We start from the raw sequence: 21,070 nt of genomic DNA, 5'->3' as shown, positions 1-21,070 counted from the left end.
GCCGTTCGGCATCGCCGGGTCGCTCACCACTGCGCGACGGCGTCGTCGGGGGCGCCGTCGAGCAGCTCGACGGTGAGCCCCGCGGCCCGACAGGCGCTCTGCAGGTGGCCGCGGCGGCGCGCCCAGTCGGCGCCGACGGTCGACAGCCGGGCGACGCGGGTGGAGCCCCCGTCCTCGGTGCCCCCCTCGTCCTCGACGAGCTCGAGCGAGAGGGTGAGCGCGGCCTGGCCGAGGAACGGCGCGGCGAGCTCACCCCACTCGATCACGGCCACTCCGCCGTCGTCGAGCACCTCCTCGAGGCCGAGGTCGGCCACCTCGGAGAGCTCGGAGAGCCGCCAGCAGTCCACGTGGGCGACCGGGGGGTTGCTCGGATAGCAGTGCAGCAGCGTGAAGGTCGGGCTCGTCACCTCGTCGGCGCAGCCGAGGGCGGCGACGAGGCCCTTGGTGAAGGTCGTCTTCCCCGCGCCGAGCTCGCCGACGAGCAGCAGGACGTCGCCGCGCTCGACGACCTCCGCGACGGCGCCCCCGAGCGCGTGCGTCGCGGCCGCGTCGGAAAGGGCGATGTGCAGGGTCGGGTTCACGGTTTCACCGTTCCGCCTGGTACCCCGCCACCGGCAAGTGCATGCTTCGCGCGCACGAGGTCAGCGCGCATCTGGGCGAGCACCACCCCGCCGCCGCGCAACGCCGCGGCCGGGTGGAAGGTGGGCACGAGGAGCGCCTCGCCGTACGCGAAGCTCCGCCCGCGAAGGCGCGTCACCCCCTCGGTGGTGTGCAGGAGGGCGCGCGCCGCGAAGTTCCCGAGGGTGACGACGACCTTCGGGGCGATCGCGCCGAGCTGGTCGGCGAGGAAGTGGTGGCAGGCCGCGACCTCGTCGGGGAGGGGGTCGCGGTTGTTCGGGGGGCGGCACTTCACGACGTTCGCGATGTAGCAGTCCTCGCGCCGCATCGCCAGCTCCTCGGCGATCAGCTGGTCGAGGAGACGGCCGGAACGGCCGACGAAGGGCTCTCCGGCGAGGTCCTCGTCGCGCCCCGGACCCTCGCCGACGAAGACGAGCGGGGCCATCGGGTTGCCCACCCCGAAGACGACCTTGGTCCGCCCCTCGGCGAGGCGGCAGTCGACGCAGCCGAGCGCTTCGGCCTCGAGGAGGGCGAGCATCGCAGTGGCGCTAGTCGTCATACTCATCGGCTCCGGGCGCGCGCCCGTGCCCGTCCCGGTGCACGGGCAGAGCGTAGACCGGCGCCCCGGCCACGCCCACCGGGCGGCGGGGGACGCGCGGGCCGATGCCGAGGAGGACCTCGTAGGCGATCGTGTGCAGCTTGCAGGCCCACTCGGCGGCGTCGATCACCTCGTCGCCCTGGCGGCCGATGAGCACCACTTCGTCGCCCGGGTGCACGCCACGGTCGTCACCGACGTCGACGAGCAGCTGGTCCATCGTCACCGTGCCGGCGAGGCGCCGCCGCCGGCCGCCGATCAGCACCTCCCCCCCGCCGTCGAAATAGGCGCGGGGGACCCCGTCGGCGTAGCCGAGGGGCACCGTGGCGACGACGGTGTCGGCGGGGAGCGCGTAGCGCCGGCCGTAGCTCGGCCGCTCCCCCGCCGCGAGCCGCCGCACCGCGTGCACCTCGGCGCGCAGCGAGAGCACCGGCGCGAGGGCCCCGCCACCGCTCGCCTCACCGACGAGGGGGGCGAGCGCCTCGCTCGGCGGGTAGCCGTAGAGCGCGATCCCGCAGCGGACGAGATCGAAGCGACTGGCCGGGTGGGCGAGGGCGCCGGCCGAGTTCGCGGCGTGCAGCAGGCGCGGCTGGATGCCGACCGCGGCGAGGTCGGCGCGCGCCTCCTCGAAGCGCGCCAGCTGCAGGGCGGTGAAGGGGTCGGCGGGGTCGTCCGCGACCGCGAAGTGGGTCCACAGGCCCTCGAGGAGGAGGTCCGGCTCGCGGGCCAGCTCCTTTGCAAGGGCGACGAGCTCGGAGGGGGCAACGCCGACCCGGTGCATCCCGGTGTCGACCTTCACCTGCACCGGGACCACCCGCCCCGCCGCGCCGGCCGCCGCAGCGGCGGCCCGTAGCCCGGTGGTGCTGTAGAGCGTCGGGGTGAGGCCGGCGGCGACCGCCGCGGCGATGGCGGCGGGCGGCGGCTCGGAGAGGAGGAGGACGGGCGCGGTGATCCCCGCGGCCCGCAGCGCGAGGCCCTCCTCGACGAGCGCGACGGCGAGCACGCTCGCCCCGCCGGCGACGGCGGCCTCGGCGATCGCGACGGCGCCGTGGCTGTAGCCGTCAGCCTTCACCACCGCGCACAGCGCCGCCGGTGCGACCACGGCGCGCAACAGGGCGGCGTTGTGGGCCACGGCGGCGAGGTCGATCTCCGCCCAGGCGCGCCGGTACTGCACCATCAGTGGCGCTGCGAGAGGACGCGCGAGACGAGCGCCGGCAGGTCGCCGGCGACGAGGCCCTCGGCGTGCCCGAGCGAGGCGGCGCGGCCGTGCGCGTGCGCGCCGAGCGCGGCGGCGTCGAGGGGGTCGACGCCGCGAGCGAGGAGGGCGCCGATCACCCCCGAGAGGACGTCGCCCGTCCCCGCGGTGGCGAGGCGGGCGCTGCCGGCGTTCACCAGGCGGACCTCGCCCACGGGGTCGGCGACCACCGTCGTCGAGCCCTTCAGCAGGACGACCGCCCCGGCGCGCGCCGCGAGGGCACGCGCCGCGGCGACGCGGTCCGGGCCCGGCGGGGCGCCGACCAGGCGGGCGAACTCCCCGTCGTGGGGGGTGAGCACGAGCGGCGCGGCGGCGTCCACCGCCCCGGCGAGCCGACCAAGGGCGTTCAGCCCGTCGGCGTCGAGGACGACCGGCACCGGCGAGGAGGCGAGCAGGCGTGCGACCGCGGCCGCGACCCCGGAGGCGGCCCCGAGGCCCGGCCCGAGCACGAGCGCCTGGCAACGGCCGAGCTCCTCGAGGACCGCCTCGGCGAAGCCGTCGGCGGGGAGCGGCCGGGCGACCGCCTCGGTGACCCCGAGGGCGTCGGGGGCGTTGCCCGGCGAGCCGAGGCGCACCATCCCCGCCCCCGCCCGCAGCGCGGCGCGCGCCGCGAGCTCGGCGGCGCCGTGCATCCCCGGCGAGCCGGCGACGACGTAGAGGGCGCGTTGCCATTTGTGCGCCTCGCGCGGCCGCGGCGGGAGCAGGGCGAGGTCCCCGTCCTCGACGAGCTGCATCGTGACGCGCCCGAGGTCGAGGCCGATCGGCGCGACCTCGACCTCGCCCGAGCGCGCCGGGCCCTCCCCGAGGAGGAGGCCCGCCTTCAGGGCACCGAAGGTCACCGTCGCGCTGGCGAGCACCGACTCCTCGGCGGCGCCGGTGTCGGCGTCGAGGCCCGAGGGCACGTCGACGGCGAGGACCCCCGTCCCGGCCGGGGGGCGGGGCGGGCGGTAGCCGCCGCGCAGCCCCGTGCCGTACGCGGCGTCGATCACGAGGTCACACGCGGGGAGGGACTGGGGGGCGCTGGCCGCGTCGAGGAGGCGCACCCGCACGCCCCGTCGCTCGAGGAGGTGCGCGGCGACCCGCCCGTCGTCGCCGTTGTGGCCCTTGCCGGCGACGACGACGACGCGCCGCCCGTAGCCGCCACCTAGCAGGGCGAGCGCGCGCTGGGCGACCGCCGCCCCGGCGCGGGCGATGAGCTGCTCGAGGGGCGTGTGCGCCGTCGCCGCGGCGTCGACCGCCGCCATCTCGGCGACGCTCAGCACCGGCCTCACAGGACGAGCACCACGGCGGCGGCGACGCCTTTGGAGTGGGTGAGGCTGAGCGTGAACTCCTGCACCCCTCGCTCGGCGGCGAGCGCGGCGGCCCGCCCGTGAGTGCGCAGCTGCGGCGCCCCCGAGGGGCTGCGGAGGACCTCGATCTCGGCGAAGTCCACCGCTCCGAGGCCGACGCCGAGCGCCTTCATCGTCGCCTCCTTGGCGGCGAAGCGCGCCGCCAGACCGGGGACGGGGTCCGAGCGACCGGCGAGGTCGCCGAGCTCGCCCGCCGTGAACAGGCGCGCCGCGAGGCGCGGCTGGCGCTCGAGGGCGCGCCGGAAGCGGGCGATCTCGAGAACGTCGAGACCGACCGCCGTCATCTCCAGGCCGATGCGGCGATCACTCGACGGTGACGACCTTCGCGAGGTTGCGCGGACGGTCGACGTCGTTGCCGCGGCGCGTCGCCACCTCGTGGGCGAAGAACTGCAGCGGCACGATGCCGAGGAGGGGCGCGATCATCTGCGGGGCGGCCGGCACCTCGAGCGCCGCGTCGAGGAGGCCCGCCGTCTCGTCGTCGCCCTCCTCGCAGACACCGACGATGGTCGCGCCACGCGCCCGCATCTCCTCGACGTTGAGCATCACCTTCTCCCACAGGTCGTCGCGGGTCGCGACGACGACCACGACGACGCCCGGCTCGATGAGGGAGATCGGCCCGTGCTTCATCTCGCCCGCGGGGTAGCCCTCGGCGCGCACGTAGGCGAGCTCCTTCAGCTTGAGCGCCCCCTCGAGGGCCACCGGCAGGCCGAGGCGGCGGCCGAGGAAGTAGAAGTCCTCGACCTCTGCGAAGCGCCCTGCGACGGCGCGCGCCGCCTCCTCGTGGGCGATCGTGGCGGCAACGAGCTCGGGCAGCGCCAACAGCGCCGCGGCGTGCTCGGCGAGCGCTCCCTCGGGCGCGCTGCCGCGCAGGCGCGCGAGGTGCAGCGCGAAGACCTGTAGGAGGGCGATCTGCGCGAGGTGGCACTTGGTTGAGGCGACGCCGATCTCCGGGCCGGCGCGGGTGTAGAGGACGCCGTCGGCCTCGCGCGACATGAGCGAGTCGACGACGTTGGTGAGCGCGATGGTGAGCGCCCCCTGGCGGCGCGCCTCGGCCATCGCCGCGAGGGTGTCGGCGGTCTCGCCCGACTGACTGACCGCGACGACGAGGGTGCCTGGCTCGAGCACGGCGCCGCGATAGCGGTACTCGCTCGCGATCTCGACCTCGGCCGACACCCTGGCGAGGCGCTCGATGAAGGAGCGGCCGAGCAGCGCGGCGTGGTAGCTCGAGCCGCAGGCGAGGAGGAGCACCCGCCGGAGCCCGCCGAGGGTCTCGTCCGCGATCGAGAGCTCCTCGAGCTCGGTGGCGCCCCCCGCTCCGATCCTCCCGAGGAGGGTCTCGGTGATCGCCTCGGGCTGTTCGTGGATCTCCTTCGACATGAAGTCGGCGAAGCCACCCTTCTGGGCAGCGGCGACGTCCCAGCTCACCTCGAGCGGGCGGGGCTCGACGGCGCTGCCGTCGGGGCGGGTGACGGTGAGCTCGCCGGGACGGATGCGGGCGATCTCGTCGTCGGAGAGGGCGAAGAGGCGCCGCGAGGTGCCGACGAGGGCGGCGATGTCGGAGGCGACCACGCCGAGCTCGTCGGTGACCCCGACGATGAGCGGCGCGCTGCGGCGGGTGGCGACGATCGTGTCCGGCTCGCTCGCGTGCACGAAGGCGAGGGCGAAGCCGCCGCGCAGGCGCGGGGTGACGGCCGAGACGGCCTCGGTGAGCGAACGGCCCGCGGCCATCTCCTCCTCGACGAGGTGGCAGACGACCTCGGTGTCGGTCACCGAGGTGAAGGTGTGGCCGGCGGCGCGCAGCGGCGCGGCGAGCTCGCGGTGGTTCTCGATGATCCCGTTGTGGACGATCGCCAGCCGGCCGCTGCAGTCGAGGTGCGGGTGGGCGTTCTCCTCGGTGGGGGCGCCGTGCGTCGCCCAGCGGGTGTGGCCGATGCCGGTCCCCGTCGGGAAGGGCAGCTCCGCGAGGCCGCGCGAGAGCGCCCCGATCGACTTCGCCCGCTCGGCGGCGCGGATCCGAGAGATGCCGTCCCGGCCGACGACGGCGATCCCCGCCGAGTCGTAGCCGCGGTACTCGAGGGCCTCGAGGCCGGAGAGGAGGAACTCCGCGGGCGCGGAGGAGCCGGTGACGCCGATGATGCCGCACATGGCCTAGAACGTTAAAGGAAGGCCGTTGCGATCGTGCGCCGCGGCCTACCCGCCGGCGCCGAGCTCACGGGCGACGACCGCGGCGAGGCGGGCTGCGCAGGCGTCGGCCTGCTCGAGCCCCTCCGCCTCGACCATCACCCGCACCGCCTCCTCGGTCCCCGAGGCGCGCACGAGGATCCTGCCGCTGCCACCGAGGCTCGCCTCCACCTCGGCGACCTCTCTCCAGATCGCGGACGCCTCGCCGAGGCGGCGCGGCTCGCGCACCGCGACGTTGCGCAGCACCTGGGGGAAGCGCGTCATCGCCTCTGCAGCGAGCGCGCCGAGCGGGCGCCCCTTGCGGGCGAGCAGCTCGAGGAGGCGGATGCCGGTGCGGATGCCGTCCCCCGTCGTCGCCTCCTTGAAGAAGACGATGTGCCCCGACTGCTCGCCGCCGAGCACGAGCGAGCCGGACTCGAGGGCGTCGGTCACCTGGCGGTCACCGACGGGGGTCTCGACAACACCGATCCCCCGCGCCTCGAGCGCGCGGCGCAGGCCGAGGTTGCTCATCACGGTGATCGCGACGGCGCGGTTGTCGAGCGCCCCCCGCTCGTCGAGGTCGAAGGCGAAGAGCGCGATCAGCTGGTCGCCGTCGACGACCTCGCCGTTGGCGTCGACGGCGATCAGCCGGTCGGCGTCGCCGTCGAAGCCGAGGCCGACGTCGGCGCCGCTCGCGAGCACCTCGGTGGCGAGCGCCGCGGGGTCCGTGGAGCCGCTCCCGGCGTTGATGTTCGTGCCGTCCGGCTCGGCGCCGAGGATCGTCAGCTCCTGGCCGAGGGCTCCGAAGACGACGGGGGCGACGGCGCTCGCCGCGCCGTTCGCGCAGTCGAGGACGACCGAGAAGCGCGCCCCGCCGAGGTGGGAGGAGTGGACGAGGGCCTCGATGTAGTCCCGCGCCGCGGCGGGCTCGGCGACGATCACGCCGACCCCCGCACCGACGGGGCCGGCGACGCCGGGGGCCTGACGGGAGAGGAGGATGTCGAGGTCGTTCTCGATCGACCGCTCGGTGGCGTCGTCGAGCTTCTGACCGCCGCGGGCGAGCAGCTTCACCCCGTTGTCGGGGAAGGGGTTGTGCGAGGCCGAGACGACGGCGGCGGGAAGGTTGCGCTGCTGCGCGAGGAAGGCGATCCCCGGTGTCGGCAGCACGCCGAGGTCGATGACGTCCACCCCCTCCGCGGCGACGCCGGCGGCGAAGGCGGCGAGGAGCAGTGTGCCCGAGCGGCGTGTGTCGCGGCCCACGAGGAAGCTCGATCCCCCGAGGTGCCGCGCCGCCACCCTTCCGAGGGCGAGCACGATCTCGGGGGTGAGGCCCTCGTTGGCGACCCCACGGATGCCGTCGGTGCCGAAGACGACCGACACCGGCGCGATCAGCGCTTGGAGTACTGCGGCGCCTTGCGGGCCTTCTTCAGGCCGTACTTCTTGCTCTCCTTCTCGCGGGCGTCGCGCGTCAGCAGGCCGGCCTTCTTGAGGGCCCCCCGCAGCTCGGGGTCGAGCGCGATGAGGCCACGGGCGATACCGAGACGGAGCGCTCCCGCCTGGCCGGAGATGCCACCGCCGTCGATCGTCGCGTCGACGTCGAAGCGCTCCTGCTGGGCGGACACGCGCAGCGCCTCGGTGGCGTGCATGCGCGCCGTCGCGGAGGGGAAGTACTCCTCGAAGGGGCGCCGGTTGATCGTGATCTTGCCGTCCCCGTCGCGGAGGCGGACGCGGGCGACCGCCGCCTTGCGGCGACCGGTGGACTGGACGAGCGGCTTGGCCATCTGGCTTCTCCTACGAGGCCCGGCGTGCGCCGGGGATCTCGAGCGGCTGGGGTGCCTGCGCGGCGTGCGGGTGCTCCGGGCCGGCGTAGACCTTCAACTTGTTGAGCATCTGGCGGCCGAGGGTGCCCTTCGGCAGCATGCCGCGCACGGCGCGCCGCACGAGCTCCTCGGGCTTGTTGGTGAGCAGGTTGCCGTAGCTCGTGGCCCTGATCCCCCCGGGGTAGCCGGAATGGCGGTAGGCCATCTTCTGCTCGCCCTTGTTGGCCGTGAGCACGATCTTCGCGGCGTTGGTGACGATGACGTGGTCACCGGTGTCGACGTGCGGGGCGAAGATCGGCTTGTGCTTGCCGCGCAGGATCCGCGCCACCTCGGTGGCGAGGCGGCCGAGCACCATGGAATCGGCGTCGACGACGAGCCAGGCGCGCGTGATGTCGCTCGATTTTGGTGAGAAGGTTCGCACCAGGGAAATCTCCGTGTTCATTGCAACGTGGCACCGGCGTATCCGCGCGCCATCTGGCGCCGAAGCACCGGGTAGGAGAGCTTACGGGATCCGGGGGGTGCGGGCAATCGCGACCGCTTCGGCGGTCCCCGCCTCGGAGAGCTGACCGGCCTCGCGCGCCTTGTCGCGAGGGCGACGATCGCCCGGCGGAGGGGACCCGCCGCCGACATGGGGGCTGGCCGCCTACGCCCCGGCGGCCTTGGACTGGACCATGAGGAACAGCTCCCGCGACGGCAACGAGGAGAGCCCGGAGACCCCCGAGCGCAGCGGCGGTCGCGGTCGCGGCGGCTCGTCACCGCGGCGGACCATCTCGACGATCACCCGGACGCGCTCGGCCTCGAGCAGCTCGATGGCCTCGGTGGCCGACTCCGCCTCCGCGGCACACTCCGGCAGCTCGGGGTACTCCGCCCGCCGGACCCACTCCCCGTCCTCCCGCTCGAGCGAGTAGATGACCGCGACGTAGGGGATCGCGAGGTAGTCGCGGAACTTTTCGAACTCGAGATCAACAGCCACGGTGCTCCTTCGCGTGCCGGCGGCACGGCCTGGCGACGCTCGCGCGCCGAGCAACTGCAAAGGCGAGGCCTGCAGACGGCGGCGGTGCGCCTCGGCTCCCCGCCGCGATGCCGGTGCGCACCCCGGGCGGAACTAGACCCCGGAGTAGTGACGCGAGACCGCTCGCCGCTGCTCCGCGGTGGCGACGGTCCAGTCCTGGTCCTCGCTCAAGAACGCGGAGGTCGAGCGCACGCGCTGGACCATCGGGTCGAGGCCGGTCGGCTCACCGCCTTCGGCGTGCGCGCGCGCCTCGGCGATGAGGCGCTTGCGCATCGCGATGATCGCGGCGTCGGAGCTTCCGAGATGATCGCGGCTCGCGTCGGACTCGGGCCCCATGCTCTCCTGCATCGCCTGGTCCTGAGCGCCGACGCCGTAGATCCCGCTCAGCGAGAGCATGTGCGCCTGCAGGCGACGGTCGATCTTGTAGTCGTTCTCCTCGTTCTGCGCGGCGAACGACGTGCCGGGGATGGCTTCGACGTGGATGCCGAGGCCGTCGGTGCAGGAGTGCACCTCCGCGTCGGTGAGGGGACGGTCGGGGTGGTAGGTGATGCTCCAGGCCCAGCAGTGCGTGTCGTCGATCGGCACCCACGCGTGGCCGCCGATCGCGCCGTCGCCGGTCCTCGGGATGTACTGGAAGACGGGCATGATCCACTGCGTCACCCGCCAGTAGTAGCCGCCGTCCGCCGCGTCGCGACGGGCACCGATCAGCAGGCCGTACTCGGTCGGCTCCACGAAGAAGCGGGGAGCGGTGTCGTGGGTCATCACCACGGGATCGATGAGCTCCCCGTAGCCCTGCCAGTACCCGGCGTCGGCGTGGAGGAACGAGACGTGGCTCGAGTCGATCCCGCCTTCCATCGCCTGGGTGAAGCAGACGCTCTCGAAGCGCTTGGAGAGGTAGCGGTAGTCGCTCGGGACGACGCACCACTCGAGGTCGGGCAGGTCCGGGATCAGCTCCGGGGGGCCGAGGTAGGCCCAGATCGCCCCGCCGCGCTCGACCCCCGGGTAGGAGGTGATCTGCACGTGCTCCTTGAAGCGGCTGTTCTCGGGCTCGTTCGGCATGTCGATGCACTGCCCGGTGACGTCGTACTTCCAGCCGTGGTAGGCGCAGCGGAGGCCCGCCTTGTGGTCGGGCGAGTCCTCGCTCTCATTGCGCCCGAAGAACAGCGAGGCGCGACGGTGGGCGCAGAACTCCTGGAGGAAGGCGATGCGCCCCTCGGTGTCGCGGAAGGCCACGAGGCGCTCGCCGAGCAGCGTCGTCCGCACGGGCGGGCTCCACGGGCCCGGGAGCTCTTCGGCGAGCAGCACCGGCACCCAGAAGCGGCGCAGCAGCTCACCCATCGGAGTTCCGGGGCCAGTGTGATTGAGCATGTCGCTCTCATCGGTGAAGACCGGCACGGTGCTCCTCCCTCTTACCTTTGCGGATCAAACATATTGTATGCAATTCGCGCGACGCCGTCCACGGAGTCAGTCACCGGGCACCTTCGGCTCCCAGTTCGGGGTGTGGCGGAACCCTTCGCCGAGCGCCGAGATGGCGATCTCCGCGAAGTCGTCGTCCCCGTGCGGTGAGGTGGTGCCGCCGGCCACGCCGATGCCGCCGAGGATCTGGCTTCCGTGGCGTACGACGTAGCCGCCGGGCAGCGTCGTGAGCATCGGGTCGTTCCAGTCGTGCGGGCCGCGGTGCCCCTCTTTCTCCTGTCGGTTCCAGAACTCGATGACGCCCGCGGTGTCCCGCTCCATCACCGCCGCGGTGTACGCCTTGCGGTGCGCAGCATGGAAGAAGCGCGGCGCCATGCCGTCCATGCGGGCCGCCGCGATGATCTGGCCGTACTTGTCGACGACGACGATGCCGAGGCCCGGCCACATCCGCGGGTTGGCCTCGAGCGCCGCCGCCGAGACGGCCTGGATCACGCGGTTCGCGTCCTCGAGGCTGAGAGTCTTCAGTTCGATCACCGGCCGACCTCCTTACTCTTGATGGTCCACGAGGCCGAGGATCTCCACCCGCGGGTAGCCGTTGCCACCCCCGAGATCCGCCTCGATGATGTGCATCCGCGCGCCCTCCGCCGGCGGCTCGGCGTCCCAGCGCCGGCGGACCGCCTCGCCGATCTCCCCCGACCCGACGAAGAACGTCGCCTGCGTGAGGTTCCCGAGGCCGCCGCCCGCTCCGCCGAGGAGGATCGCGGCGCGCTCCAGGATCAGCGTGATCTGGTCGTCGAGGTCCTCCTGCGCGCCGAACAGCCGCGAGGAGGTGACGAGGTTCGCCGTGAGGGCGCCCATCGACATCGGATCGCCGTGCTGCACGCCGGGGATCTCGAGCACCTCGCGACGGGCACCCAACAGGGCGAGCACCTGGATCGCGACGTTCACTCCGTCGGGATGGACACCGGGCACGTACTTGTGCGGCGGCCGGTCGGCGGCGTCCGGGTACCAACGCTCCCAGACGTCGTTCAGGATCGGGCGCTCGAGCACGTCGCGGAGGAAGAAGGTGACGCGCACGACGTCGCCTCGCGTCGCGCCGGCGGCGTCGAGGAAGCGGTCCATCGTGTCGAGCACCTCGGCGAGCTGGGCACGGGTGCGCTCCTCGCCGGCCGGGCCGCCCGCCGGTCGAGCCCGGAGCAGGGGCGCGAAGACGAGGTCGCCGATGCGCATCCCGTCGGCCGGCGCACCGCCCTGCGGGTCGATGAAGACCTCGCGCAGCATCGGCGCGGTCATCGTTGGCCCCCGACGACCGCGATCATCTCCACGCTGATCTCAAAGCGCGGGGTGATGAAGTTCACGAGCGGGTTGAAGGCCGGCTTCGGGTCGATGTCGGCGAAGGCGCGTGCGAACTCCGCGCGCGCCGGCGCGATGTAGTCCGCGGTCTTGCCGAACGCGTTCAGCTGCACGATGTCGTGAGGGGAGCCTCCGGCGGCCACCGCGAGCTCGCGCAGCGTCTGGAAGGTCCGGGCCGCCTCGGGGACGAGGCCACCGGGGGCGAGTTCGCCCGTCGCGCCGTCGATGCCGTGGCAGCGCGAGCTGAAGATCATCTCGCCGATGCGCACCGTCGGGTCCCGCGCCGGTATCCCCGGCAGGTCAAAGCGCGTCCTCCTCGCGTTGAGCACGCCCACGAAGTCGAGGCGCACGAGCTCACCCGGAGGGAGCTCGGCGAGGATGACCTTGTACGCCGGGCGGTCGGCCGGATCCGGGAAGACCGCCTCCCACCATTGGCCGTTGACCGGCTCACGGTGCTCAATGTCGGTGACGTAGGCCACGGCGCGGCCGACGTTGTCGAGGGAGCCCCCAGCGCTCTCCATCAGGAAGGCCATCTTCTGGTACGCCGCGGCGACCTGCTCCTCGAGGCCGCCGACCGGCTCACCGGTCTCCGGGTCACAACCGTTGATGCCGCCGGCGACGACGAGGTCCTCGACGCGCAGCCCGAGAGGGAGCGTCGCCCGTGCCGCCTCCGGATAGACCTCGAACAGCGTGTGCAACCCACTCACTGGCCTGCTCCCTCTTCGGCGACGATCTCAAGCATCACGCGCAGCGCCCCGGCGCCGTAGCGGACGAGGTGCAGCGGCGGGCGGGCGGCGGCGTCGGGGAAGCGCTCGGCCCACGGCCCCCCGAGCAGCGGCTCCTCGGCGAGGTCGGCGAGGAAGCCGCGACCTTGCACGACGTCGGACCAGGACATCCCCGCGGCGTCGATCACCGCGTTGACGTTCTCGTAGAGAAAGCGCGCCTGCGCCTCGTTGCCCTCGGCGGGCTGCGCGGTCGCGGGGTCATAGGCGAGCACCCGCGAGCTGAACAGGTAGGCGCCGATCCGCACCGCCATCGGGATCGGGTTCGCGTGCGCGACCCCCGTGAGGTGGATGTCGGTCCGCCGCTCGCCCAGCACCGCGTAGAACTCCATCTGCACGAGCTCCCCCTCGGGGAGGGGGGCGGGCATGAACTTGTAGGTGGGCCGGTCGTTCTCGTCGGGGAACATCGCGACCCAGGGGGGGTTGATCGCCGCGCGGTCGTCGAAGTCCGCGAGGAAAAAGCTCACCTGCCCGATGTTGTCGGTGCTGCCACCGGCCGCCTCGACGGCGCGCCGGAGGTTCTCGTAGGCATTGGCCAGCTGCGCCTCGATGCCGTGGCCGAGCTCGCCACTGTCGGGGTCGCGGCCGTCGATGCGCAGCCCGGTCACGAGGGCGCCGTTGCGGTAGCCGACGGGGATCGGATCGAAGCTCCGGAAGACCTCGGTGAAGCTGTGCATTCACGCCTCGCTTTCGTCCGGCCGACCGCCGGCACCCTTGGCCTGCTCGCTCGCCGTGTCGACGAGCAGCCCGTGCTCCCGCACGAAATCGAGGACGTCGGCCGCCGTCCCCGCGCGGCGCATCGTGCCGCCGCCGATCAGGCACCCCCGGTGCGCGTTCGTGAGCGCCGCCTCGACGCGCTGCTCGACGAGCACGACGCTGCGACCCTCCTGGGCGAGCGATGGCACGTAGCGGTAGAGCAGGTCGTCGGCGATGTTCGGCGAGAGGTTGGAGGTCGGCTCGTCGAGGAGGATGAGCGACGGCTCGGTCATCAGCGCCCGCGCGAGCGCGAGCTGCTTGCGCTCGCCCCCCGAGAGCTTGTGCGCCGACGTGCCCCGCTTGGCACGCAGTTGCGGAAAGCGCTCCAGCGATGCCTCGATGCGCTGACCGAGCAGTGCCCGCGACAACAGGTAACCGCCCATCTTCAGGTTCTCCATCACCGACAGACCCGGGAAGACGTCGTGCAGCTGCGGGACGTAGCCGACGCCGAGACGGCTGAGGTAATCGGCGTGGCGGCCGGTCACCTCCTCCTCCTCGTAGAGGATGCGACCGGAGTGCGCGCGCGCCTCGCCCATGATCGTCTTCAAGATCGTGCTCTTGCCGGCACCGTTCGCGCCCACGATGGCGACGATCTCCCCCGGCGCGCTCGAGAAGCTGACGCCGCGCACGACGGGCTCGGCGTAGCCGGCGGACAGCTCCTCGACCCGCAGGCGGTCGCTCATCGGCGGCCCAGGTAGGCGGCGCGCACGTCGTCGTTCGCCGCGACCGTCTCGAAGCTCCCCTGGGTGACGACCGAGCCGTTGGCCATCGCGACCACGTGGTCACAGGACTTGCGGATGAACTCCATCTCGTGCTCGACGAGCACGATGCAGACCCCCGCGCCCTTCATCCGCTCGAGGTCCTGGCTGAGGCGTTCGAGCACCCCCGGCGCGAGGCCCACCGAGGGCTCGTCGAGGAGCAGCACCTTCGGGTTCGCCATCAGCGCCCGCAGGTAGTCGACGATCTTGCGCTGGCCACCGGAGAGCTGGTCGGCGCGCACCTCGGCGTGGCTGGTCATGCCGAACAGGTCGAGGAGCTCGAGGGCACGGGCCCGAGCGGCCCGCTCCTGCGCCGTCCAGCTGCGCGGCCGCAGCAACGCCGTGAGGAGGCGGTCGCCGCGCTGTTCGGGCTGGGCGACGATGAGGTTGTCGACGACGCTCAGACGCTCGAAGGTGCGCGCCGTCTGGAAGGTGCGGAGTATCCCCCGCCGCCCCCGCGCGTCGGACGAGAGACGGCTCACGTCCTCGCCGAACAGCCGCACCGTTCCACCGGCCCCCCGCAGCGCGCCGGCGATGACGTTCAGCAGCGACGTCTTCCCGGCGCCGTTCGGGCCGATCAGCCCGGTCACGGCCCCCGCTCGGAAGTCGATCGAGACGCCGTCGACGGCACGCACGCCGCCGTAGGTGACGACGATCTTCTCGACGCCGAGGCCCTCCGCGATCGCCACCTCAGCGCGGCCCGACAGCGGGCCCGGTGGTGGCGACGGCAGCGCTTCCTGGCGCGGTCGCGTCGGCCGTGCTCGCCACGCCCGGGCGGGAGGTGGCACTGCGGCGGCGCAGCCGGCGGGGGCGGTCCGAGCCGCCGGTGAGCGCGTCGAAGGCCGGGTTGACCGCCAGTCGCAGGCTCCCTCGCTCGGGTATCAGCCCCTGCGGTCGGAACCACAAGACGATGATGTAGACGACCCCGATGAGGATCCACTGCAGGTTGTTGATCAGCCCCGGGTAGCCGATCGCCGGGAGGAAGGAGGGCGCCTCGGCGAGGAAGACGCCGACCACGAAGGCGCCGAGGAGCGCGCCCTTGTCGTTCGCGATCCCACCGAGGATGACGCATTGCAACAGCACGAAGGTCTCGGCGTACTGCCACGCCGCAGGGGACCACGCACCGATGTACTGGACGAGCAACGCGCCGGCGAGGCCGGCGATCGCCCCGCCGGCGACGAAGACCTTCATCTTCATCGCCCAGGCGTACTTGCCGATCGAGGCCGCGGCGTCGTCGTCGTCGCGCAGCGCCCGCAGCGACCTGCCGAACGGCGACATGCTGATCCGCTTGCAGATGACGTAGCCGATGGCCGTGAGCACCATCGCGTACCCCGCGTAGATCCAGTCATAGGTTGCGGTGGAGACGTTGAGGTGGCCACTGAGCGGCGAGGGCACCGCCGCGAGCCCGGCGTTCCCGTTGAAGATGTGGATGTCGTTGGAGATCACCTGCGTGGCGATGATGCTGATCGCGAGCATCGTCGCCGCCTGGTAGTCGCGTCGCATCTTGCGCATCGTGACGGGGCCCATGATGAGCGCGAGCAGGCCGCCCGCCAACGCGCCCGCGAGGAGCGGCAGCGGGAAGGGGAGATTGATCCCCCAGAAGTAGGTCTCGCTCAGCGCGTGGCCGTTCGAGGCGGGGCCGATGCTCGTGATCGCCGCGGCGTAGGCCCCGGCGGACTCGAAGATGATGAAGCCGAAGTTGGCGATCCCGCTGAGGCCGATCTGGAGGTTGAGGGCGAGCGCGCCGAGGCCGTAGACGCCGAAGTAGATGACGATGGTCGCCAGGTAGTAGCTCACTACGCGGTCACCTGGACCTTCTCCCAGAGCTCACCGAAGAAGCCCTGCGGTCGCACCATCAGCATCACGAGGAGCACCCCCACCGCGATCACCACGTTGTACTCGGCGGCGCCGAAGGCTCCTGAGATCTGGATGGCGAGCGCGAGGATGAGGGCCGACAGGGCCGCGTACCCGACGGCCCCGATGCCGGCCACGATCACCGCCGCGAGGATGTAGGGGAGGAACGTCGTCCCTGTCTGGAACGAGACCGTGAGGTAGCTGAGGGCGAGCGCCACCCCGCCGAGGCCGCAGAGCGCACCCGAGGTGAGCCACGTCACCGTCACGACGAGCGAGGTGCGGATCCCCGAGGCTCGGGCGAGCGCGGTGTTCGCCGCGGTGGCGCGGATCGCGACGCCGAGCTTGGTGTAGTGCAGCATCCCTTCGAGGAGGGCGACGATGACGGCAGCGGAGGCGACGATGATCAGCTGGGTCGTCGTGAAGGTCATCCCGAGGAAGGCGTGGATGGCGCCCTGCGGAAAGGAGAACTGGTAGACGTTGCTACGGGTGATCGCCCCCATCCCGAAGTCGACGATCAAGGACACCGCGACCGACAGGATCGCCATCGTGAACAGCCGTGCCCCCCGTCGGGCGAAGGCGCGGTAGATCGTGCTCCCGATGAGCAGCGAGGTGAGGGCGACGGCGACCGCCGCGAGCAGGGCAGCGACCCAGATCGAGACCCCGTTCTCATTCAGCAGGAGTGCGACGAGCGCGCCCATGCTCATCAGCGAGCCGTAGGCGAGATTCAGCACGTTCGTCATCCCGAACTGCAGCGAGAAGCCCATCGCGCCGAGCGCGAGCACGGCGCCGCTCACGATCCCGAAGCCGATCCCCGAAGCTAGGAGTTGCACCGCCAGCTACTTCCCCTTGTCTGCGCATCGCGCGAGATGGTGCCGTGCCGCTCAGCGGCCAAGGCGTCGGGCTGGGCTCCGGGGCGACCGTCGTCGTCCGGAGCCCAGCGGCCCGACCAAGTGCTGCAATCCGCGGGAGGGATCAGCCGGGGTACTTCTGAATCTGGCTGGTGGTGACCACCCCGTTGGGAAGGGGCTTCACTGATCCGTTGGCGAGGTACTGCTCGGCCACCTGCCCGGCGAAGGAGTTGTGCCACTTGTTGAAGTTGTAGGGGCCCGCCGGGCCGATGTACTGGATCTTCTTCCCCTGCTTCAGCAGCTGGACGCCCTTCGCGTAGCTGTAGACGACGACCTTGCCCGGACCGGGATTGCCGACGCCGTTGATGAAGCTGTTGTAGACCGACGGCTTGATCGAGTGCGCGGCCGTCATCGCGAGCGCCTCGAGGATGAAGCTCCCGTACCCCCCGAGGAAGAAGGGGTTCTGCAGGTAGCTGAGCGCGTTCGGGATCTTCGACTTGTTCGCCACGAGTCCCTGCTTCTCAAGGTTCGTGGCGGGGTTCGGGCTGGACACGGACTCGACCACGCCGGCGAAGGTCTGGGCGAACTTGCTCTTGCCGATCGCGCCCTGCACCGCCTGGATGTACGTCGGGAGCGCGCTCGCCTCGGTGCCGATGAGCTTGGTGCTGGTCGCCTTGGGGTTCTGCTGGAACCACTCGCCGAAGAACGTGCCGGCAGACTGCGGGTCGGTCTCGGTCATGATCGCCTGCGGGTGCTCGGAGATCAGCCGCGCCACCTGGGACTGGTACGACGGCTGGTCGGGCTGCAGGTTGACCTGTGAGACGAGATCGAGGTGGAGTTCCTTGATCGCCGTGAGCACGCCCGGCAGGTCGCCCTGGGAGCCCTGGTCCGAGCCGAAGACCGTGGCGACGCGCAGGTCGCCCAGCCGCTTGGCGTAGATCGCCATCGAGATGCCGTTCGCCGAGTCCGGCGGGTTGGTGCGCCAGAAGAAGTTGTACGGGCTGCGGTTGAACTCGGACTCGCCCGCGCCGCCGAACATCACGATCTTGTCCTTGTTGAGGATCGGGACGAGCGTCGGCGCCTCGGTGCTCTGTGGACCGGCGATCGCCACCACGTTGGAGTGCGTCGCGAGGAACTGCTGCATCAACGGGAGCGCGTCAGCGGGGTCGTTCTTGGTGTCGATCTCCGCCAGCGTGAGCTGATGGCCGAGGATCCCCCCGGCGTTGTTGATCTCGTAGGCGGCGGGCACGGCGATCGCGTAGCCCAACTGCCCGATGAACGCGGAGCCCCCGGAGAAGGGGCTGAGCAACGGAATGACCACCGGTGACCCACTGAAACGCGGCTGGCTCGACGCGGCCGCCGTCACCGAGGTGCCGACCACCCCCCCGAAGGCCAAGCACGCTGCCAGCACAGACATCGCCTTTTTACGCACCGTTTTCCCCCATTTCTGACCGCGCGCCAGAGCAGCAGTGACGCGGTCGTCCCCCGTCGTAAACCCGACTGAATACAGGATACGGTTTACGGTATTAAATGTCAACGCACTGCGATCCGGCCGAAATCAGCCGGCCGGGTCAGCGCGAGGTGAGCCTCTCCATGGTGGTTTCGATCGCATCCATGCGGTGCGCGTCGAGAAGCTCCGCGACGAGGGCGAGGTCGCGGGCGCGCACCGCCGCAAGGATCGCAGTGTGCTCGGCCTTCCGGCGCGCGTGCACCTCGGGGTCCGAGCTCGTGTAGGACCAGTACGGCTCGGAGTTGTCCCACAGCTGGTTGAGCAGCCGGATGTAGCGGTCCCAACCCGACGGTTCGACGATCGCCAGGTGAAACCGCCGGTTCGCGAGCCCGAGGCTGCGCGAGTCGCCGACCTCCGCGGCCGCGTCCATCGTCGCCAGGCAGGCTTCCATCGTCCCCAGCTCGTCGTCGCCGATCGCCGGCAATGACACCGCGAGCGCGTCCGTCTCGATGATGCCCCGCAGCTGCACGATCTGGAGCAGCTCCTCGGGCGAGACCTCGACGACGTACGTGCCGCGATGGGGCTCGGTGCGGATCAGCCCCTCGCCCTCAAGGAGCTTCAGCGCCTCGCGTACCGGCACGCGGCTCACGCCCAGCTGGTTCGCGAGCTGTTCCTGGATGATCTTGCTGCCGGGGGGGAGCTCGCGAGAGACGATCAGCCGCCGCAATTCGCCGAGAATCGCCTCGTGTGCCGTGATCGGCCGTACGAACTGGGTCACGTGTACTCCCTCGATGCCAAGACTCTTTGAATTCGCAGGTCCCGTGCGAGAGCTAGGAGCGCGCCCTGTCTTGTCCGTCGGACGGCGCGCCCGAGGTGTCACGCCGGACCCGCTGCGGCCAGTCGATGTAGTGGTGGAAGCCCTCACCGAGCGCGGCGAAGGCGACGTCCGCGAACTCCTCGTCACCGATGTGCGCGTTGCCGCCGGCAACCCCGATCCCGCCGACCACCTGGTCACCGAAGGCGACCACCATGCCGCCGGGGAGGGTGGTGACCATCGGGTCGTTCCAGTCGTGCGGACCCCGATGGCCCCGCTGCTCCTGCTCGTTCCAGAACTTGATCACACCGGCGGTGTCGCGCTCGAAGGTCGCGCCGGTGTAGGCCTTGCGGTGCGCCGCCTTGCCGAAACGCGCCGAGCGCCGGTCCATGCGCGCGGAGGCGATGATGTCACCGGCCTTGTCCACGACGAACACCGCGATGCCGTCATGATCGTGCTGCTCCGCGTGGGCGATCACGGCGTCGATCACCCGACGCGCGTCCTGCAGGCTGAGCACCCGCTGCTCGATCACGGCGTCACCCCTTCGTCCCTCAATGCATCCAATATCAATGCATCCAATATACAGTCACGTGCTGACCAACTGGGCGTTGGGGAGCGCGGCGCTGCGCGGGCGACCCGAGCGAGCCCGCGGGCGGGCGGCGATCTCGTCCCAATCGCACGCGGGCGCATTTCGTCCCGGGCGGCACGACCAGGGCAAAGCGCTCGCCGCACCGGGCGGGTGCCGCGCCCTCCGCCACAGACCTCCCCGACGGGGAGGCTCCGAAGTGCTGCTCAGCGCACGGCCCCGCCGAGGTGCTCGGGGTACTCGACCGCAATCAGGCAGAGGCCGATCGCCGGCGCCGGTGAGGGGAGGCCGCCGCGGTCAGGTGCGCGCAGGCGCGCCGCCACCTCGGCGGCGGTCCGCCGCCCGCGGCCGACGGCGACGAGCATCCCCACGATCGAGCGCACCATCTGGTGGCAGAAGGCGTTCGCCTCGATCTCGAAGCAGACGAGCGCGTCGTCGCGGGTGAAGCGCGTGCCGATCACCCGCCGCCGAAGCGGACCCGGCTCGCGCCCCTTCGGCTGACGGCAGAACGCCGAGAAGTCGTGCTCACCGCAGAGCGCATCGGCCGCGACGCGCATCGCCGCGAGGTCGAGCTCCCCCGGGAGGTGCCACGAGGCGGCGCGGTAGAGCGGGTCGCGACGGTCGCCGCAGTCGATCACGTAGCGGTAGCGGCGGGCAGTCGCGCTGCGGCGGGCGTCGAAGCCCTCCGGGGCGACGAAGGCGCGCCGGGTGACGACGTCGGGGGCGAGGATCTTCGAGAGCGAACGGCTGAGCGGCACCACCTCGGCGAAGGGCTCGGCGGCGAGGCCGAGGCGCTCGAGGTAGGCGGGATCGACATCGGCGTGCACCACCTGCGCGACGGCGTGCACCCCGGTGTCGGTGCGCCCCGCGCAGCCGGTCTCTGCGGCAGCGCCGGTGATCTGCTCGAGCGCCGCCTCGAGGGCCCCCTGCACGGTGCGCTGCCCTCGCTGGGTGGCGAAGCCGTGGAAGCCGCTCCCGTCGTACGAGCAGTGCAGGACGACGCGCACCGGCTGGGGCGCGAGCTGCGGCGCGGCCTCGCTCAAAGCTCTCTTGCGGCGTCGTCGAGGGACTCGCGGGTGACCGAGAGCGAGATGCCGTCGCCGTAGTCGGTGACGAGGGCGATCGGCACCGCGACCTGGCGCCGCGAGAAGAGGTGGCCGTGGTGGACGACGAGGGCGACGAGCGCTCCGCTCGTCATCTCGACGATGACGCCGTCGAGCCGCCCGGCGGGGCCGTCGGTGGCCTGCACCCTGGTGTAGGCGTCGAGTGGCGCCTCCCCCGGCGGGACCACCTCGCGCGCCGCGAGCGGCGGGATCTGGAAGCCGAGGCCGTAGCGGCCGCCGGCGAGGTTGCTGGCGATGATCTGCCTCGTCGTCAGAGGTGGCGGCACCTCGTAGTGGACCGCCTCTGGGAAGCCGGCGAGCTCGGCGGCGGGGAAGTCGAGGTCAACCTTGCCGTTCGCGGAGCTGACGTGCGAGAACTCGACGAGGCGGGGCGCGACCCCGGCGTCGTCGGGAGAGATCACGGCGTGGGTGGCGTGCCCCCTCGCGGCGCTACAGAGGAGCCGACTGAGCTGGCCGACGTCGGCGCCACGGCAGGCAGCCGGGGTGCCGAAGTCGATGCGCGCCTCGCTCACCGGGAGGC

Annotated in this window: 24 protein-coding genes; all 24 read right to left on the bottom strand. The window is 72.0% G+C overall.

The window, feature by feature from the left end; translation table 11 throughout:
- Positions 1 to 23: 23 nt before the first annotated feature.
- The 24 genes from tsaE to VNF07_05245 all read right to left on the bottom strand — a co-directional run bounded on the left by tsaE (position 24) and on the right by VNF07_05245 (position 21,062).
- Complete coding sequence (gene tsaE, locus VNF07_05360) at positions 24 to 581, bottom strand: tRNA (adenosine(37)-N6)-threonylcarbamoyltransferase complex ATPase subunit type 1 TsaE (protein ID HVB05658.1); 558 nt, start codon at positions 579 to 581, stop codon at positions 24 to 26.
- On the bottom strand, positions 578 to 1,177 hold the full coding sequence (locus VNF07_05355) for a uracil-DNA glycosylase (protein ID HVB05657.1): 600 nt from the start codon (positions 1,175 to 1,177) through the stop codon (positions 578 to 580). Before VNF07_05355 ends, tsaE begins: the two co-directional genes overlap by 4 nt.
- Positions 1,167 to 2,390: an alanine racemase gene (gene alr / locus VNF07_05350; GenBank protein HVB05656.1), complete on the bottom strand. Its 1,224-nt coding sequence runs from the start codon at positions 2,388 to 2,390 to the stop codon at positions 1,167 to 1,169. Before alr ends, VNF07_05355 begins: the two co-directional genes overlap by 11 nt.
- Positions 2,390 to 3,730: an NAD(P)H-hydrate dehydratase gene (locus VNF07_05345; protein HVB05655.1), complete on the bottom strand. Its 1,341-nt coding sequence runs from the start codon at positions 3,728 to 3,730 to the stop codon at positions 2,390 to 2,392. Before VNF07_05345 ends, alr begins: the two co-directional genes overlap by 1 nt.
- Positions 3,731 to 3,735: 5 nt before the next feature.
- Positions 3,736 to 4,101 (bottom strand): holo-ACP synthase, encoded by a 366-nt coding sequence (locus VNF07_05340; GenBank protein HVB05654.1) that lies wholly within the window; start codon positions 4,099 to 4,101, stop codon positions 3,736 to 3,738.
- A 19-nt stretch (positions 4,102 to 4,120) separates the two neighbouring features.
- Complete coding sequence (glmS, locus tag VNF07_05335) at positions 4,121 to 5,962, bottom strand: glutamine--fructose-6-phosphate transaminase (isomerizing) (GenBank protein HVB05653.1); 1,842 nt, start codon at positions 5,960 to 5,962, stop codon at positions 4,121 to 4,123.
- 45 nt (positions 5,963 to 6,007) lie between these two features.
- Positions 6,008 to 7,357 carry a phosphoglucosamine mutase gene (glmM, locus tag VNF07_05330; protein ID HVB05652.1) on the bottom strand — a complete coding sequence of 450 codons (1,350 nt, stop codon included), beginning with the start codon at positions 7,355 to 7,357 and terminating at the stop codon, positions 6,008 to 6,010.
- Positions 7,358 to 7,365: 8 nt separating this feature from the next.
- Positions 7,366 to 7,758, bottom strand: a complete 393-nt coding sequence (rpsI, locus tag VNF07_05325; protein HVB05651.1) for a 30S ribosomal protein S9 — start codon at positions 7,756 to 7,758, stop codon at positions 7,366 to 7,368.
- A 10-nt stretch (positions 7,759 to 7,768) separates the two neighbouring features.
- The gene (gene rplM, locus VNF07_05320; GenBank protein ID HVB05650.1) at positions 7,769 to 8,221 is read right to left on the bottom strand and encodes a 50S ribosomal protein L13; all 453 of its coding nucleotides are present in this window, start codon (positions 8,219 to 8,221) and stop codon (positions 7,769 to 7,771) included.
- A gap of 219 nt (positions 8,222 to 8,440) precedes the next feature.
- A complete protein-coding gene (locus tag VNF07_05315; GenBank protein HVB05649.1) occupies positions 8,441 to 8,770 on the bottom strand; it encodes a hypothetical protein in 330 nt (109 codons plus the stop codon).
- 132 nt (positions 8,771 to 8,902) lie between these two features.
- Complete coding sequence (locus tag VNF07_05310; GenBank protein ID HVB05648.1) at positions 8,903 to 10,177, bottom strand: Rieske 2Fe-2S domain-containing protein; 1,275 nt, start codon at positions 10,175 to 10,177, stop codon at positions 8,903 to 8,905.
- A 96-nt stretch (positions 10,178 to 10,273) separates the two neighbouring features.
- Positions 10,274 to 10,759, bottom strand: coding sequence for a heme-binding protein (locus VNF07_05305; protein HVB05647.1), 486 nt, complete (start codon positions 10,757 to 10,759; stop codon positions 10,274 to 10,276).
- 12 nt (positions 10,760 to 10,771) lie between these two features.
- Positions 10,772 to 11,518, bottom strand: coding sequence for a RidA family protein (locus VNF07_05300; GenBank protein HVB05646.1), 747 nt, complete (start codon positions 11,516 to 11,518; stop codon positions 10,772 to 10,774).
- Positions 11,515 to 12,285: a RidA family protein gene (locus VNF07_05295; protein HVB05645.1), complete on the bottom strand. Its 771-nt coding sequence runs from the start codon at positions 12,283 to 12,285 to the stop codon at positions 11,515 to 11,517. Before VNF07_05295 ends, VNF07_05300 begins: the two co-directional genes overlap by 4 nt.
- Positions 12,282 to 13,037: a RidA family protein gene (locus tag VNF07_05290; protein HVB05644.1), complete on the bottom strand. Its 756-nt coding sequence runs from the start codon at positions 13,035 to 13,037 to the stop codon at positions 12,282 to 12,284. Before VNF07_05290 ends, VNF07_05295 begins: the two co-directional genes overlap by 4 nt.
- Entirely contained in the window at positions 13,038 to 13,799 is a 762-nt protein-coding gene (locus VNF07_05285) for an ABC transporter ATP-binding protein (protein HVB05643.1), read from the bottom strand.
- Entirely contained in the window at positions 13,796 to 14,563 is a 768-nt protein-coding gene (locus VNF07_05280) for an ATP-binding cassette domain-containing protein (GenBank protein ID HVB05642.1), read from the bottom strand. The genes VNF07_05285 and VNF07_05280 overlap by 4 nt, the downstream gene beginning before the upstream one ends.
- Position 14,564: 1 nt before the next feature.
- Positions 14,565 to 15,671 (bottom strand): branched-chain amino acid ABC transporter permease, encoded by a 1,107-nt coding sequence (locus VNF07_05275; GenBank protein HVB05641.1) that lies wholly within the window; start codon positions 15,669 to 15,671, stop codon positions 14,565 to 14,567.
- Positions 15,671 to 16,558 carry a branched-chain amino acid ABC transporter permease gene (locus VNF07_05270; protein ID HVB05640.1) on the bottom strand — a complete coding sequence of 296 codons (888 nt, stop codon included), beginning with the start codon at positions 16,556 to 16,558 and terminating at the stop codon, positions 15,671 to 15,673. The genes VNF07_05275 and VNF07_05270 overlap by 1 nt, the downstream gene beginning before the upstream one ends.
- A gap of 142 nt (positions 16,559 to 16,700) precedes the next feature.
- Positions 16,701 to 17,993, bottom strand: coding sequence for an ABC transporter substrate-binding protein (locus tag VNF07_05265; protein HVB05639.1), 1,293 nt, complete (start codon positions 17,991 to 17,993; stop codon positions 16,701 to 16,703).
- Between the two features lie 154 nt (positions 17,994 to 18,147).
- The gene (locus VNF07_05260) at positions 18,148 to 18,804 is read right to left on the bottom strand and encodes a GntR family transcriptional regulator (GenBank protein HVB05638.1); all 657 of its coding nucleotides are present in this window, start codon (positions 18,802 to 18,804) and stop codon (positions 18,148 to 18,150) included.
- 52 nt (positions 18,805 to 18,856) lie between these two features.
- Positions 18,857 to 19,372 (bottom strand): heme-binding protein, encoded by a 516-nt coding sequence (locus VNF07_05255; GenBank protein ID HVB05637.1) that lies wholly within the window; start codon positions 19,370 to 19,372, stop codon positions 18,857 to 18,859.
- A gap of 260 nt (positions 19,373 to 19,632) precedes the next feature.
- On the bottom strand, positions 19,633 to 20,469 hold the full coding sequence (gene truA / locus VNF07_05250) for a tRNA pseudouridine(38-40) synthase TruA (GenBank protein ID HVB05636.1): 837 nt from the start codon (positions 20,467 to 20,469) through the stop codon (positions 19,633 to 19,635).
- Complete coding sequence (locus VNF07_05245; GenBank protein ID HVB05635.1) at positions 20,466 to 21,062, bottom strand: hypothetical protein; 597 nt, start codon at positions 21,060 to 21,062, stop codon at positions 20,466 to 20,468. Before VNF07_05245 ends, truA begins: the two co-directional genes overlap by 4 nt.
- Between the last annotated feature and the right edge of the window lie 8 nt (positions 21,063 to 21,070).

Source organism: Acidimicrobiales bacterium, from assembly GCA_035533595.1.
Lineage (GTDB): Bacteria > Actinomycetota > Acidimicrobiia > Acidimicrobiales > Bog-793 > DATLTN01.
This window is presented reverse-complemented; position numbering and strand designations above follow the sequence as displayed.